We start from the raw sequence: 15,478 nt of genomic DNA, 5'->3' as shown, positions 1-15,478 counted from the left end.
TGGCGGGTAACAGCGGGAAAGGTCTGACGGTGCAGATCGATAATTATTGGTAGGGGTGTTGCGGGTTCCTACAGCTGACTACTGCGGTGTCTGACAGATCGCCTTCGCGAGCAGGCTCGCTCCCACATTTGAAATGCGCCCGTTTCCTTGTGGGAGCGAGCCCGCTCGCGAAGAGGCCAGCCCGATCAACACAAATCCACTAGGCACAAAAAAGCCCCATCCGGCATCACCGGACAGGGCTCCTATGCTTCTAACGCTTAAGCAACATTCATGGTCTTGTGCGTATCAATCAAATGCTGCACCACACCCGGATCCGCCAGGGTCGAGATGTCGCCCAGCCCATCGTATTCCGCCGTGGCGATCTTGCGCAGGATGCGGCGCATGATCTTGCCCGAACGGGTTTTCGGCAGCCCCGGTGCCCACTGGATCACGTCCGGCGAAGCGATCGGGCCGATCTCCTTGCGCACCCAGTTCTTCAGCTCCAGGCGCAACTGCTCGGTCGGCTCCTCGCCGTTCTTCAAGGTCACATAGACATAGATGCCCTGCCCCTTGATGTCATGCGGCACACCCACCACTGCAGCTTCGGCCACCTTCGGATGCGCGACCATCGCGCTCTCGATTTCGGCGGTGCCCATGCGGTGGCCGGACACGTTGAGCACGTCGTCCACGCGCCCGGTGATCCAGTAGTAACCGTCGGCATCGCGACGCGCGCCGTCACCGGTGAAGTACATGCCACGGAAGGTCTTGAAGTAGGTATCGACGAAACGATCGTGATCGCCATAGAGCGTACGCGCCTGGCCTGGCCACGAATCGAGAATCACCAGATTGCCCTCGGCCTCGCCCTCGATGATGTTGCCGAGGTTGTCGACCAGCGCCGGCACCACGCCGAAGAACGGACGCGCCGCCGAACCCGGCTTCAGCGCGTGGGCGCCCGGCAGCGGGCTCATCATGTTGCCGCCAGTCTCGGTCTGCCACCAGGTATCGACGATCGGGCAACGCGACTTGCCGACATTCTTGTAGTACCAGTCCCAGGCTTCCGGGTTGATCGGCTCACCGACCGAACCGAGCAGACGCAGGCTGCTGCCATCAGCGCCTTCCACGGCAGCCTGACCCGAGGCCATCATCGCGCGGATCGCGGTCGGCGCGGTGTAGAGGATGTTGACCTTGTGCTTGTCGATGATCTTCGCCACCCGGGTGATGTCCGGGTAGTTCGGCACGCCTTCGAACAGCACGGTGGTCGCGCCGTTGGCCAGCGGGCCGTAGACGATGTAACTGTGGCCGGTGACCCAGCCGACGTCGGCGGTGCACCAGTAGATTTCGCCCGGGCGGTAGTCGAACACGCGCTCGTGGGTCATCGCCGCATACAGCAGATAACCGCCGGTGGTGTGCTGCACGCCCTTCGGCTTGCCGGTGGAGCCGGAGGTATAAAGGATGAACAACGCTTCTTCGGCGCCCATCTCTTTCGGCGCGCACACAGTGCCCGCGACTTTCATCAGGTCTTCGTACCAGATGTCGCGATGCTGGTTCCACTTGATGTCGCCACCGGTGCGCTTGCACACGATGACCTTCTGGATGCTGCTGGTTTCCTGGTTGGTCAGGGCGTCATCGACGTTGGCCTTGAGGGAAATCTTCTTGCCGGCACGGATGCCTTCGTCAGCGGTGATCACCACTTTCGAACGGCAGTCGATGATGCGACCGGCCAGGGCTTCCGGCGAGAAACCGCCGAACACCACCGAGTGAATCGCGCCGATCCGGGTGCAGGCCAGCATGGCGACCACGGCTTCGGGAATCATCGGCATGTAAATGGTCACCACATCGCCACGGTGCACGTCCTGACCACGCAGGGCGTTGGCCAGTTTGCACACTTGCTCGTGCAGTTCGCGGTAGGTGATGTTGCGGCTTTCGGAAGGATCGTCGCCTTCCCAGATGATCGCGACTTGGTCGCCGCGCTCGGCCAGATGGCGGTCAAGGCAGTTATAGGACACGTTCAGGGTGCCGTCGGCAAACCACTTGATGTCGACATGGTGATCGTCGAACGAGGTCTGTTTCACCGTGGTGAAGGGCTTGATCCAGTCCAGACGCTTGGCTTGCTCGCGCCAGAAGCCGTCAGGGTTGACGACCGACTGCTGGTACATGGCTTTGTAGGTCGCCTCGTCAGTCAGCGTGTTTGCCAGAACCTCGGGACGAACGGGATACAGAGAAGCCGCACTCATCTTTCCTACCTCGGTGTAATAGTTGTTTTTGTATGACCCCGTTGTAGCCGGGTGGGCCCCATAGAACCATTCGACGATGGTTGTAGGAGCTGCCGCAGGCTGCGATCTTTTGATCTTCAAAGCAAGATCAAAAGATCGCAGCCTCGTTGCACTCGACAGCTCCTACAGGGGCCGCGCGAGGGATTGTTACCAAATATGCCAAAAGTGTTTATCAAAACCCGCTCTGTTTACCCCGGCCCCACCGCCCTAAAATTCACCTCGCCAACAAGGCAACCGCGATTAACAACGTTACAGCCCCCACGAAGGCCGTTAATCCAGCTCTCCAAGTAACGCATCAACTACTCAAGCTCCACACGCAACCCTAAAAAGGTTGCGTGACCCCACTCGACCTCAAAAAGGTGAATTAGAAATGAAAGCTTTATTGGTTCTGGCCCTCAGCAGTCTGTGCGCAACCGCCATGGCAGACGAGGTCCCGACTGATGTCGCACAGCAACAACCGGTCATCGAGGAATACACTTACTCCACACACCTGGACATCGCCAAAGTTGTATCGATGAGCGAAATTCCAAATGTCTGCGAAGTAGTACCGGCAAAAATGGAATACGACGACTCCAAAGGCCAACGCCACATCCTGCGCTACAGCATCATGGGCAACGGCTGCACGAACTGAATCAGACTGCACCGAATCGGATCGCTCAGCGCTACATTGAGGGTCGATTCCAGCCCGGCTTCGGTCGGGCTCAGTTGTGTCTGGAGCCGTGAAAAACGCTTGCAAAACACTAGATATAGTGAAAAACCCAATTTTCTGGCTATTTTTTAAACAAAAAACCACCTGCCAAAAAATTAACGAAAAAAAATCTGCTCGGGTCGATTCCGCGCAAAGCCCTGTAATCCCTCGGTCGGACCGAAATCCCCCCCCTCCTCGGCCTCGCCATGAGCCGATTCGCCGCACCACGCCGGTAAAAATTTCCCTATAATGCCGCCCTATACGGGTCAGCAATATTCCCTTACAGGGAGCAAAAGCCATTCTGAAGCCCCGCAACAGTGCCCGACGCTGATTGCGCCCATCAGAGGCTCTCGGAACCCGTCAAAATTTCTGTTTATTTGCCTGCGTGCAGCGCTGCAAAAAACGACATCCAACGCGGCTTGTTTGGCCGTGTGAAAAACCAACCCTTCAGGTTTCACACGGGCACAAGCCCTCACGCAGGAGACGACACGTCATGCTGAGCTGGGACGAATTCGATAAAGAAGACAGTGAAGTCGCAACCGTGAAAGGCGCCAACGCCGGCCACGCAAGCGAAGCCAACATGGACCGCCTCGACAACGCCGGCGGCGCCGCAGCGCTGGAAGCCCGCGCCGTCACCGCCGACGACTCGGCCGCCGTGGCCCGCGCCAAGGCTGCACTGAACTCCCTCGACGTCGCCGAAGGCCTCGCCGAACTCGAAGGCGCCTCCGCCCGTGTCGCCGTTGACGAAAAGCGCATGATCAACTGCCGCGCCGACCTCAACCAACTCGTGCCATTCAAGTACGACTGGGCCTGGCAGAAGTATCTGGACGGTTGCGCAAACCACTGGATGCCGCAAGAAGTCAACATGACCGCCGACATCGCCCTCTGGAAAAACCCGGAAGGCCTGACCGACGACGAGCGCCGCATCGTCATGCGCAACCTCGGCTTCTTCTCCACCGCCGACTCCCTGGTTGCCAACAACCTGGTCCTGGCCGTGTACCGCCTGATCACCAACCCGGAATGCCGCCAGTACATCCTGCGCCAGGCGTTCGAAGAAGCGATCCACACCCACGCCTACCAGTACTGCATCGAATCGCTGGCCATGGATGAAGGCGAAATCTTCAACATGTACCACGAGATCCCATCGGTCGCGAAGAAAGCAGCCTGGGGCCTGAAGTACACCCGCTCGATCTCCGATCCAAAGTTCGAAACCGGCACCCCGGAAACTGACAAAGAGTTGCTGCGCAACCTGATCGCTTACTACTGCGTTCTGGAAGGCATCTTCTTCTACTGCGGCTTCACCCAAATCCTCTCCATGGGCCGCCGCAACAAAATGACCGGCGTCGCCGAGCAGTTCCAATACATCCTGCGCGACGAATCCATGCACCTGAACTTCGGCATCGACGTGATCAACCAGATCAAAATCGAAAACCCACACCTGTGGGATGCGGAAATGAAGGAAGAAGCGACCCAGATGATTCTGCAGGGTACGCAGCTGGAGATTGAATATGCGCGTGACACCATGCCTCGCGGGGTGTTGGGTATGAACGCGGCGATGATGGAGGATTATCTGAAATTCATCGCTAACCGTCGTTTGTCGCAGATTGGTTTGAAAGAGGAATATCCAGGGACGACTAACCCGTTCCCTTGGATGAGCGAGATTATGGACTTGAAGAAAGAGAAGAATTTCTTTGAGACTCGGGTTATTGAGTATCAGACTGGTGGGGCGTTGAGCTGGGACTAACTAATAGTCTCACTCGCCACGATTTGACGATTGCGGTCTGAGTCGACAAGTCGAAAAAGCAAAAAGCCCCGATCTGATCGGGGCTTTTTTATAGGTGATGGGTAATCCCTTTCCATCCCTACATCTCAGCGCCAAATCTCCTACAGCAGTTACAGCCGCTTCCGCATTGATACCTACCACAAGCACCTCTAAGCTCAATTTCAGGTGCCTAAGAAACGCCCAACGTAGAAAGCATGGTCAACTTACAGACGCGTACGTCGTCGGTAGTGATTGCCTGCACGTTGGGATTTTTTAAGTCCACTCTACGTTGGGGCCAGGCTCTCCTAAAATCCAAAACGTAGAGGTCATAGATATGTCTGATCCATGCTCGGTAACCGTCTTCTCTCGCCACAATCTTTCTCTACATGCCCTTCTATTAGAGAACCAGCCTTGGTTCTCCGCCCGCGATGTCGGCCGTTTGATGGGTTTCCATCTGAATGATCGGGTGGTCAACAAGCTAGATAGCGACCAGCGCCGCGTTATGTGGATTGAGTACTTTCGAGAACCTGAACAGCATCTGATGCTCAGTGAGTCTGGGGTTTATGCGCTGTTGGTCTATCACTACGTTCCGGGAAATCGGTTATTGCGTGAATGGCTCACCAACGAGGTCGTGCCGACCTTGCGTGACGCTGCGGATTCGGGAGATTCAAATCGGCCAATGTTGAGCTTGTTGGATTGGCCGGAGATGTCGTTGAGTTTGCTGCATTGGCAGGATGAGGGCTGGATTCGGCTACGGGATATGCCGCACCTGTTAAATGATCAGACGCAGCGGAGAGCAACTCCGATTCGACCTTGGTGGCGACGAGTTGCTCAGGCGTTCCAATCTTCGAAGCGCTCAATGGGCTAGGTGACGTGTTTATAGGAGCACTTTCGAGCCCCACGACTCTTCATAAGCAGTTCATGACAGCCATTCAATATCGACCGAGGGTTCGCACCCTCGGCGATCGTATGGGTAGGAAAAAGAACAACCGTGATTGGAATATTCAACCTTCAATTGCTTCCAACCGAAGCTTCAATCTCTGATTCACCAATGCGCCATGCACCCCAGAATGAATTTCCCGGTGACAACTTGGACATACAGCTGCCACATACCGTGGGTGGTCTAAACCACCATCGGAGAGCCTATTCACATGATGAGGTTCTAAATAGGGTGTGCCATCTTTCTTCAAGAATGGAGCAGGCATCTCACAGCTTTCGCATATTCCCTGAGCACGCATCAATACGTAGTACGAGACCTTCCGGCTACGCTGATAAATCTTACGCGGGGCGGATTGCCCGACTCCATCACTAGCAAGCTTACAAGCATCCAGCGCCAACAGCCGCGCAGCAGCTAGAGATTCGGGAAGGTCAGCCTTATCTTCGTCCTCTTCACCAACCTCAATCGTTCCGCCAGAAATACCAACAGGGACTAGTCGAAACACAATAGCCGCACGAGCCTGGCCAGTTACATCCGGTTGAGTCCGCATGAACATATCAGCACAAGAAAACTCCCCCACATAAGCGCAGCCTTTACCTTTGCCGAGTGACTTAAACAAATGCAGTGCTCGGCCATCCACAGCATGCTCAGCAATAGCGCGGTTGCCTCGAGTCAAAGTCATCGCCCCTCGTCGACCTTCACCGGTGTAAAAATAGACGCCATCTTCACAACGGTCGGCATAACCATATTGCTCACCGCTATCGCCAGTGAACAAAAAAATCACAGGATAGAAAGCTGACGCTGCTATGCCGCTTTGTCGACTACCACCGAACGGCCCATTGATTTCAGTTCTTCGGTCATAAACAGCCCCTGGCGTGAACTGCAACACAAGCTCACCTTCTTCACGAGGTAACTCCACAATAGTGAAGCCTCGCTTCTTAAGGTAACTGTTGGTCGGATGCCCACCCGAAAACTCGCCTACCGCAATGCCAGTCGCCAAAGAGACAATTTTCTTCGCTGGATACAGGTTCCCGCTCGCGTTAATGGCATAACGATGCGATTGGTTTTTTTCCCAACCTTGCCACTCAGGCCTACTCCGAAATTTGTGATCAAACTCCAGCATCGCGCTGCCTATTCGTTCCTTCGAGACCGCTTTGATCACCACGAGTGCCGCCCTTTGTAGTCAATGGCTGTAGGAAATTTCCTATAGTCGCCAAACTCCAAAAGGGTTTCAATACATGACAGAGCAAAGAGCCACTATTTCTGGGCCTACTTTTAATATCGGCTTGCTCCCCTACTCGTTTACTCGTCTTAATTCACCATCATCTCCTCAAGGATCCGAGCCCCACCATGAAATTCGATCTCGCCTACTGCCTCAGCCTCGACGACAAGTTGTCGATCTATGACGTTCGCGATCTCAATTTCGATGAGACGGTGGCGTTTGACTCGGCGAAGGAACACTTCCAGTGCCCCAACGATGCTTGTCGTTCAGCGTTTGAGCCTTCCAATGAGTTGGGTACGTTCAATGCCAAGAATGTGAATTACGTGCGCACGCCGCACTTCAAGAATCTGCCCACGACGCAGCATGTGACGGGTTGTCCGTATGCGAGTTTGAAGGCGTCGGCGTCGGGTGTTGAGACGGCGGATGGCGAGGTGGATGACGGGCGTGAGGAGCATTTCCCATCGGAGTTGTTGCTGACCCGGCGTGAGTATGTGCGCAAGCCTGTCGCGCCAGCGGGGGCGGCGGATGTGTTGCGGGAGGATCCGGTGCGGGTGGCGGCAGACAGTGATAAAGAGTCGGTGGGTCGTGAGTCGGCGCCGGACAAGACCAGTGTGTTTGCGCATCCGGTGGAGTGTTTTGTTTCCAACTTCGCCGACAAGGATTTGCTCAAGCGGATGCCGTTGAAGATTGGCGAGCATACGGCGCCGTACAGTTCGTTCTTCAAGAAGATTGAATATCTGACGGACAACAAGGGGCTGATTTATTGGGGGCGGATCAAGAAGATCGAGGACTTCCATAGCGGCGCCAGTTTTCGCATCGATTTCGTAGACAAGGTCTGGTTCAAGAAGCCCGAGGATAGTAAGAAGAAGCCGTATCCGGTCAGCGTTTATCTGAACAAGAAGCTGATCGACAACTACCGCAAGCGCAAGGCGTTTTTGGAGGAGATCAAGCACGCGGCGGATAGCGACAAGGCATTGTTCTGTTTCTTCTATGGGGTGACGCCGGAGTTGAAGCAGGTGCCCGGCAAGAAGAACCCCGAAAAACCTTTCGAGGTCTTCAATGCCAATATCGAGAACCTGGATCACTTCATTATTCGTGAAGCGCCGGGGTTGGAGTGACGCTCAGTTGATGCGTGCCCCTTCTTCAAACGCTCGAATCTCCCGCTCCGCCTCCCTGCGTCGCTCAAGTGCAGCCTGAACGCCCAGATCTTCCACTCCGCAATACTGGCGCAGCCAATGAGCGAGCATTTCTTCATCAGGGCGAAAGTAATCTTTTCGGTCCTTGGTGTTTCGAATTTGCGAATTCATCCGCGCATCGAAACCGATAGCTGCACGTTCGCCTTGGGGCAAACAGCCCCACTCTGCCGTGCAATCCTCGAAAAACCAGGCGATTTGTTCGATGTGCTTTTGTGCGCTGCGATGGCCACGGCGATAAAAACGATACTCGCGACTCAGCTCGAGACGATCGGTCATTGTCCCCGCATCAACCCATTGCATGAGGTCATGATTGATTGCATCGCGGATCAGACCTTCGCGCCAACGCTCGTTAAACCACGCTACAAACCCTTCGGCGTCGGCCTTTTTGGCATCAGCCAGGATCACGCAATAGCGGGTTTTGATGTGCAGGACCAACAACACATGTTTGCGCTGCACAGTGATCGCATGAACCAGCCACTGTTCGTCCGCGCCGTTCAGCTCATCATCCTCAATAACTGATGACGGCGGTTTGGTGTCCACCGGCGTGATCGTTTTGCCTTTATGGACACGGCTGAAGAACTTGCTGGCGGCTTCGGTGCAATTAAAGATCAACATTCAGGTTCTCTTGGAAGCGCGGGTGACATTGGGTCAGTCATCTCGAACGATCTCTTCGACCCACTCAATTTCATATCGCTGACGTTCGATATCAGAGATACGCGTCTGTACTTCATCGCTCAGAATCGACAACTCCGCATCGGTCAATAAATCATGCGAAATCATGAGGGTCAGCTTCCACATTGCGGAGGAACGAGACAGTCCATCGAACATGCGAGCCATGTCGTGGTTTCGATCGTTGATCAAGCCATAGATCATGCCGTAACGGGCATGGGCGGACAGCGCACCGTGTTGAGTGATTGTCTTGGTATCGGCGAGCACGCCTTGGCAAAAACGGTCGAGCGCGACTTTGCGCAGTTGCTTGAATTTCTTCCAGTCACTTTCACTGATCGACATGACGTTCCCCCGTATGTTCTGTTTGACCTCAGCAAGATTAACCCGGTTAACCGCATTAGCTCATCTCGTCCACATACCCAGCATCACTAGCATAAGTAAGCCAACATAGATTTGGGCATGCATTCTATCCGGTATCCGCCCAATCCACCGCGCAGCCAATCTGATCCCCAGCAACGAACCAACCGTCAGCAGCGCAAATGCCAGCACATCGACATACCCGACATACCAAACACCCAGATCAGCACCGGTGAAACCGGCCAGCGCCATGTACGTCAGCGTGCCGGCCAACGCTACCGGCACGCTGAGCGGATTGGCCATCGATGTGGCTTGCGACATGCTCAACCCGCAACGGCGCAACAGCGGCACGGTCATGACGCTTCCTCCTACACCTAGGAAGGTCGCGATGGCGCCGATGCCTACGCCGCCGGCCGATGTTTCCGTCATGGTCAGTCGCCGTGGGATTGTCGTTTGGGACTGTGTGAGAAACCCTCGGCGCAGCAGGCAATCGACGATGGTCACGCCCAGGTAGGCGATGAAGGCGTAGCGGATCACTTCGCCGCTGACCCACATCGCAGCGATGGCGCCGACGACCGCACCCACGCCGATAAACCCGCCCAATGGCCAGAGGTAGTCCCGGAGCAGATTGCCCGCGCGCTGGTGTTTGCGCGTGGCGATCAGGGCGTTGACGATCATCACACAGGTCGAGGTGGCCACGGCGATGTGCATGGCCGACTGGGCGATGGGGTCGTCGGCTGCGTGGCTGGCGGTGAGCATGCGATAGAGCAGCGGCACGATGACGAAGCCGCCGCCGAAACCGAAGAGCACGGCGCTGATGCCGGTGAGGCAGCCGAACAATGTAAGCAGGAGGTAGAACATGGTGGGCGTCCAGGATCGGGGGAGCCCAGGACATTAGAGCGTGATGCACTGGCCGGCTTCAGTAGTTGGGCCAATAATGTTCGCGTTTACGCCAATCGCTGGAACACGCCTGATGCGCAATATTTCGATCAATCAGCTCGATGACACGCCTCGCCCGGTCGTGGCCATCGGTACCGATTATTCCCACGGCCACCTACTCCCGTTTCATACGCATCGCCGTGGGCAATTGCTCTACGGCGCCACCGGCGTGATGCAAGTCAGCACCCGGAACGGTAATTGGGTGGTCCCGCCGCAGCGCGCGGTGTGGATTCCGCCGGGCGTGGCCCACGAGGTATTAATGCTCGGAGTGAGCACGCGCAGCCTCTACATCGAGCCGGGCAACGTGGAATTGGGGCCGGACTGCCAAGTGCTCAACGTGTCGCCGCTGCTGCGGCATCTACTGATGGAAGCGGTGGACGTGCCACTGATGTACGACCAGGCCGGACGCGACGGTATGCTGATCAACTTGCTGTTGCATGAACTGGCACGCAGCGCGCCCCTTGCCCTACACATTCCCATGCCCGCCGAAGGAAAGCTCCTCAGTCTGTGTCAGACCTTTCTGAACATGCCCAACACCCATCAATCCCCGCAGGATTGGGCCGATCAGTTACACATAAGCTTGCGTACCTTTAACAGATTGTTTCGGCAGCAGACCGGGCTCAGCTTTCGTCAGTGGCGCCAGCAGGCGTGCGTCGTGCAGGCGTTGGCACGGTTGGCAGCAGGGGAAGCGGTGACGCGGATTGCCCTGGACTTTGGCTACGAGAGCCCGGCGGCGTTTTCGACGATGTTTCGGCGTGTGCTGGGACAGGCACCGTCCGTCTGGTTGGAGCCGACGAACTAGGCAAATTCGAAAAATGCGTTTGATCCCGGCCGAAAACAACTGTACAAAAACACAGTACATTTTCAATCAGCACTTTTGAGCCCGGAGCACACCATGGCCTCTCTTGCGATGAACCACGTCCTCGAACGCATTGCCCTTTTCCAGTTCACCCCGACCCACTGCGTCCAGGCCCGCGCCATCCTGGGCTGGAGCGTTGAGCAACTGTCGCGCGAAGCCGAGGTGGCGGTGGCAGATATCCAGCGGTTCGAAGCGCAGCAGGACGTGGCGGACGCCGCAAGACTGGCACTGGCTTATCGGTTTGAAGCGCAGGGGTTGGTGTTCTTCCCGGGGTTTGCACCGGGGCGCAGTGTCAGGGCGCAGGGTATGGCGGGGGAATCGGTGGGGCGTGGGGATTTTGCGATGGCTGACTGAAATGGCAATTTGATAATTATTCCAAAATAGGTATATTTCGCATGAGTGCAAGGAAGCCGCTTATGTGGGTCTGCAGTAGTAAAAAAGATCTCAAGCAGATGCCCACAGGGGTACAAGACGTTTTTGGTCACGCACTGGATCTGGCTCAATGTGGCCTGAAGTATTCAGATGCAAAACCATTGAAAGGGTTCGGAGGCGCAGGTGTCCTGGAGTTGATAGAAGACTTCGACACCGACACCTACCGCGCCATTTATACGGTTCGTTTTGGCAGTGCAATTTACGTTTTGCACTGCTTTCAGAAAAAGTCGAAAAGCGGGATTAAAACCGCCCAGTCGGACATTGATCTGATCAGAAACAGACTTCGAGCCGCCCAGGAACATGCGAAAGGATCAGAAAACCATGGAGATTGAAGTAGGTAGCGGAAACGTCTATCACGATCTGGACTTACCCAATGCAAGTGAAATGCAGGTGAAGTCGCAGCTCGCAGCGAAAATTGGCGCAATCATTAAGGCGCGTCATCTCACTCAGATTCAGGCGTCAGAAATCTTGGGACTATCACAACCCAAGCTTTCCGAAATGTTGCGTGGCAAATTTCGCGGAATCAGTGAGGCCAAAATGATGGAATGCCTTTCACGTCTCGGGCGAGATGTGCAAATTGTAGTCAAATCGGCCCCCCGATCACGGAAAGAGGGCCGTATTGAGGTGGTATTCGCTTGAGGCGAACGCGTCAGGCATTCTGAGCAAGCGCCTCCCCCTCCTCTTCAACCGCCATCCACCACGCACTCCCCCGTTGTGGATGCGCAAGGTTGAACGCCTCCCCCATCCGCGGTGTGGTAATCGCAATACTGCGTTCCCATGCAAGCGCAAGGATGCGGTCGAACGGTTCATGCCAGGCGTGCATGGCCAGGTCGAAGGTGCCGTTGTGGATCGGGAAGAGCCAGCGGCCCTTGAGGTCGATGTGGGCTTGCAGGGTTTCTTCCGGTTGCATGTGCACGTGGGGCCATTCGACGTTGTAGGCGCCGGTTTCCATCAGGGTCAGGTCGAACGGGCCGTATTGTTCGCCGATGCGTTTGAAGCCGTCGAAGTAACCGCTGTCGCCGCTGAAGAAGATTCGTGTGTCGGCATCGATCATCACCCATGACGCCCACAGCGTGCTGTTGCCGTCGAACAGGCCACGGCCGGAGAAGTGCTGCGATGGGGTGGCGATGAAGCGGATACCGGCGATTTCGGTGCCCTGCCACCAGTCGTACTGGCGCACCTTGCTGGCGTCGATGCCCCATTTGATCAGGGTGTCGCCCACGCCCAGCGGAGTCAGGAAGTAAGTGGTTTTGGCGGCGAGTTTGAGCACCGCTTCGTAGTCGAGATGGTCGTAATGATTGTGCGAGAGGATCACCGCTTCGATCGACGGCAGCTCGTCAATGCTGATCGGCGGTTGGTGGAAGCGTTTCGGACCCGCCCATTGCACCGGCGAGGCGCGCTCGGCGAAGACCGGATCGGTGATCCAGAATTTGTCGCGCATCTTCAGCAGCAGCGTCGAGTGCCCCAAGCGGTAAACGCTGTGATTGGGCGCTGCGAGCAGATCTTCACGGGTCAGCGGTTGCACAGGAATGGCGGCGCTCGGACGGGTGTCGCGCGGTTTGTGGAAAATCATGTTCCACATGATCCGCAGCATTTTGCGCAGGCCTTCGCGCTGAACCGGCGCATGATTGCGAAACAGCCCTTGATCCTGGCGCGAGGCTTCAGGCGTGGGTGTGTTGTCCGGGAGAGAGACTGGATTGGCCATGGCTGAACGACTCCGAAAAACCGTGTGCTGCACGGTATTCCACGGGAAATGAAAATGGCCAAGCTGCACGCAAAGGCCAAACGCTCTGGTTTGTAAGGTGCGAGGATTAACGCAACATTACACTGAGCGGTGTAGTTTCTAGGTTGCATCAAAGCCGGCGCCAAGTAAACTGCCGAGTGTAATTTCCGCCCCTTCTCTGCCGAAGTCCGCTCATGACCGCTCCACAACGCCTCACCGATCGCAAACGCGAAGCCATCATCCAGGCGGCGATCGCCGAATTCCGTGCCCACGGGTTCGAAATCACCAGCATGGACAAGATCGCCGCCACGGCCGGGGTGTCGAAGCGGACGGTGTACAACCACTTCCCGAGCAAGGAAGAGCTGTTCGCCGAAATCCTTAATCAGTTGTGGGCGCGGATCATTGCCGAGCCATCGGTGAGCTACGACCGCGAGCAACCGCTGCATGAGCAGCTGCGCCTGATGCTGCGAGAAAAAGTGCAGATGATGGCTGACGAGAATTTTCTCACCCTCGCCCGAGTGGCAATTGCCGCAACCATTCATTCCCCTGAGCGTGCGCAGAACATGATCGAGCGCATGGGCGAACGCGAGGAAGGCCTGACCGTCTGGATACGCGCAGCGCAAGCCGACGGACGGCTCAAACCGGTGGATCCAGAATTTGCCGCGCATCAAGTACAAGGTTTGCTCAAGGCATTCGCGTTCTGGCCGCAGATCTCGCTGGGTCGCGCGGCCCTTGATCCAGACGCGCAGAATGCAGTTGCCGAGTCGGCGCTGGAGATGTTCCTGGCACTGTATCAACGGTGAATCACTGACGCGTCGAGTCGCGTACAACTAATCTCGCAAAAAGTTATACAAACTCGTGAAAAATTCCTTTCTTGTACAACTTTATGAAGTTTTGTATAAGTAGCCAACTGCCAGTAACGGAACGCTGGCATTGAGCAGTCACCGCCGAATGCCGCCTGTGCATTTCGGTCTGCCGGCGCAGGAATAGGGACTGAATCCTTTTGATTTTCCCCACTTCCCGAGTATCGCAAGCATGTTTTTCAATCGCCAGAAAGCCGCCCTCGCTGAACTGCAACACACCGTTTTTGACCAAGCTGCGATGCTCGAAGCGATCAACCGTTCGATGGCGTTGATCGAGTTCGATCTTGATGGCGTGGTGTTACGTGCCAATGACAATTTCCTCAAGACCATGGGTTACACGGCTGCCCAGGCGATCGGCCAGCCGCACCGGCATTTCTGCACGCCGGAATTCGGTCGCAGTGCCCAATACACTGAATTGTGGTCGCGCCTGAAGAATGGCCAGTTCCAGTCCGGCACTTTTGAACGGGTCGACAGCAAAGGCCAGCCGGTCTGGCTCGAGGCCAGTTACAACCCGATCAAGGATGCGTCGGGACGGGTGATCAAAGTGGTCAAGTACGCCATGGATGTCACCGCCAAGGTGCAGCAGGAGAACGAGGCCAACGCCAAGCTGCAGGCGATTGATCGGGCGATGGCGGTGATCGAGTTCGATCTCGACGGCAACATTCTTACCGCCAACCAGAATTTTCTTACGCGCATGGGTTACAACCTCGCCGAGCTCAAGGGCCAGCATCACCGTTTGTTCTGCACCCCGGCGCTGGTCAACAGCAGCGCCTATCAGGATTTCTGGCGCCGTCTGAATCAGGGCGAGTTCTTCCACGGGCAGTTCGAGCGCGTGGATAAACGCGGTCAGATCGTCTGGCTGGAGGCCAACTACAACCCGGTCTACGACGCTTCGGGGCGTTTGTACAAAGTCGTGAAGTTCGCGTCTGACGTTACCGCCCGTGTCGAGCAACACGAGCAGGACGCGCGCAGTGCCAGCACCGCTTATCACATCTCGGTAGCGACGCGAAAAGTCGCCGAGCAAGGTACGCAGGTTATTCAACAGGCTGCCAGCGAAATGCGCGAAATCGCCGAGGACATCAGCCAGTCCTCAACGCTGATCGCGCAACTGGGCGACCGCTCCGAGCAGATCACCGCCATCGTCAACACCATCCGCGCGATCGCCGATCAGACCAACCTGCTCGCCCTCAACGCCGCCATCGAAGCCGCGCGCGCCGGTGAACAGGGTCGCGGCTTTGCCGTGGTGGCCGATGAAGTACGGCAACTGGCGGCGCGCACCAGCGGTTCCACCGCCGAGATCTCCACCATGATCAGCCTGATCCAGAGCGAAACACGGCAGGCGATCAAGAGCATGCAAGGCACCCGCGACCGCGCCGCAGAAGGCGTGGAACTGGCCAATCAGGCCGGCACGGTGATTCTGCAGATTCGCGATGGCGCCAGTGAGGCGGTGGATGCAGTGAGCATGTTTGCCAATGAGCGGGCGCCGAATTGAGGTTTGTGCAGGGTCGATAGAACGAGTCGCGATCTTCGCGGCAAGCCCGCGAAGATCGGCCACCACAACGCAGAGCTATAGTGACGA

General features: G+C 56.5%; 16 protein-coding genes. 10 read left to right on the top strand and 6 right to left on the bottom strand.

Features of this window, described 5'->3' with window-relative positions; translation table 11 throughout:
- Window positions 1-257: 257 nt before the first annotated feature.
- Complete coding sequence (acs, locus tag ND528_RS12920; RefSeq protein ID WP_263470477.1) at window positions 258-2,213, bottom strand: acetate--CoA ligase; 1,956 nt, start codon at window positions 2,211-2,213, stop codon at window positions 258-260.
- 409 nt (window positions 2,214-2,622) lie between these two features.
- Here acs and ND528_RS12915 point away from each other — a divergent pair, with 409 nt between their 5' ends.
- From ND528_RS12915 to ND528_RS12905, 3 genes are all read left to right on the top strand, one after another.
- On the top strand, window positions 2,623-2,883 hold the full coding sequence (locus ND528_RS12915) for a DUF2790 domain-containing protein (protein ID WP_016773580.1): 261 nt from the start codon (window positions 2,623-2,625) through the stop codon (window positions 2,881-2,883).
- Between the two features lie 550 nt (window positions 2,884-3,433).
- Entirely contained in the window at window positions 3,434-4,684 is a 1,251-nt protein-coding gene (locus tag ND528_RS12910; protein WP_016773579.1) for a ribonucleotide-diphosphate reductase subunit beta, read from the top strand.
- 352 nt (window positions 4,685-5,036) lie between these two features.
- Window positions 5,037-5,570 carry a BRO-N domain-containing protein gene (locus ND528_RS12905; RefSeq protein WP_212616941.1) on the top strand — a complete coding sequence of 178 codons (534 nt, stop codon included), beginning with the start codon at window positions 5,037-5,039 and terminating at the stop codon, window positions 5,568-5,570.
- A gap of 136 nt (window positions 5,571-5,706) precedes the next feature.
- Here ND528_RS12905 and ND528_RS12900 read toward each other — a convergent pair whose 3' ends face one another.
- A complete protein-coding gene (locus ND528_RS12900) occupies window positions 5,707-6,804 on the bottom strand; it encodes an HNH endonuclease (protein WP_263470476.1) in 1,098 nt (365 codons plus the stop codon).
- Between the two features lie 185 nt (window positions 6,805-6,989).
- Between ND528_RS12900 and ND528_RS12895 the strand changes: the two genes are divergently transcribed.
- The gene (locus tag ND528_RS12895) at window positions 6,990-7,979 is read left to right on the top strand and encodes a hypothetical protein (RefSeq protein WP_263470475.1); all 990 of its coding nucleotides are present in this window, start codon (window positions 6,990-6,992) and stop codon (window positions 7,977-7,979) included.
- 3 nt (window positions 7,980-7,982) lie between these two features.
- Here ND528_RS12895 and ND528_RS12890 read toward each other — a convergent pair whose 3' ends face one another.
- The 3 genes from ND528_RS12890 to ND528_RS12880 are packed head-to-tail and all read right to left on the bottom strand — an operon-like array spanning window position 7,983 to window position 9,944.
- The gene (locus ND528_RS12890) at window positions 7,983-8,672 is read right to left on the bottom strand and encodes a DUF6933 domain-containing protein (RefSeq protein ID WP_130911169.1); all 690 of its coding nucleotides are present in this window, start codon (window positions 8,670-8,672) and stop codon (window positions 7,983-7,985) included.
- Window positions 8,673-8,705: 33 nt separating this feature from the next.
- Window positions 8,706-9,068 (bottom strand): hypothetical protein, encoded by a 363-nt coding sequence (locus ND528_RS12885; protein WP_137213959.1) that lies wholly within the window; start codon window positions 9,066-9,068, stop codon window positions 8,706-8,708.
- Window positions 9,069-9,128: 60 nt separating this feature from the next.
- Complete coding sequence (locus ND528_RS12880; RefSeq protein WP_263470474.1) at window positions 9,129-9,944, bottom strand: sulfite exporter TauE/SafE family protein; 816 nt, start codon at window positions 9,942-9,944, stop codon at window positions 9,129-9,131.
- Window positions 9,945-10,056: 112 nt separating this feature from the next.
- Between ND528_RS12880 and ND528_RS12875 the strand changes: the two genes are divergently transcribed.
- The 4 genes from ND528_RS12875 (at window position 10,057) to ND528_RS12860 (ending at window position 11,952) form a co-directional block, all read left to right on the top strand.
- Complete coding sequence (locus tag ND528_RS12875) at window positions 10,057-10,824, top strand: AraC family transcriptional regulator (protein WP_263470473.1); 768 nt, start codon at window positions 10,057-10,059, stop codon at window positions 10,822-10,824.
- A gap of 93 nt (window positions 10,825-10,917) precedes the next feature.
- On the top strand, window positions 10,918-11,235 hold the full coding sequence (locus ND528_RS12870; protein ID WP_137213962.1) for a helix-turn-helix domain-containing protein: 318 nt from the start codon (window positions 10,918-10,920) through the stop codon (window positions 11,233-11,235).
- Window positions 11,236-11,297: 62 nt separating this feature from the next.
- Window positions 11,298-11,645 (top strand): type II toxin-antitoxin system RelE/ParE family toxin, encoded by a 348-nt coding sequence (locus ND528_RS12865; RefSeq protein WP_263470472.1) that lies wholly within the window; start codon window positions 11,298-11,300, stop codon window positions 11,643-11,645.
- Window positions 11,635-11,952, top strand: a complete 318-nt coding sequence (locus tag ND528_RS12860) for a helix-turn-helix domain-containing protein (RefSeq protein ID WP_122602120.1) — start codon at window positions 11,635-11,637, stop codon at window positions 11,950-11,952. Before ND528_RS12865 ends, ND528_RS12860 begins: the two co-directional genes overlap by 11 nt.
- Before the next feature lie 10 nt (window positions 11,953-11,962).
- Here ND528_RS12860 and ND528_RS12855 read toward each other — a convergent pair whose 3' ends face one another.
- Entirely contained in the window at window positions 11,963-13,018 is a 1,056-nt protein-coding gene (locus ND528_RS12855) for an MBL fold metallo-hydrolase (protein ID WP_263470471.1), read from the bottom strand.
- 212 nt (window positions 13,019-13,230) lie between these two features.
- Between ND528_RS12855 and ND528_RS12850 the strand changes: the two genes are divergently transcribed.
- Together ND528_RS12850 and ND528_RS12845 are read left to right on the top strand one after the other, a co-directional pair.
- Window positions 13,231-13,839 (top strand): TetR/AcrR family transcriptional regulator, encoded by a 609-nt coding sequence (locus tag ND528_RS12850; protein WP_016773570.1) that lies wholly within the window; start codon window positions 13,231-13,233, stop codon window positions 13,837-13,839.
- Window positions 13,840-14,071: 232 nt separating this feature from the next.
- Window positions 14,072-15,391, top strand: coding sequence for a methyl-accepting chemotaxis protein (locus ND528_RS12845; RefSeq protein WP_212616948.1), 1,320 nt, complete (start codon window positions 14,072-14,074; stop codon window positions 15,389-15,391).
- Window positions 15,392-15,478 lie beyond the last annotated feature (87 nt).

This window comes from Pseudomonas mercuritolerans, assembly GCF_025706525.1.
GTDB lineage: Bacteria > Pseudomonadota > Gammaproteobacteria > Pseudomonadales > Pseudomonadaceae > Aquipseudomonas > Aquipseudomonas mercuritolerans.
This window is presented reverse-complemented; position numbering and strand designations above follow the sequence as displayed.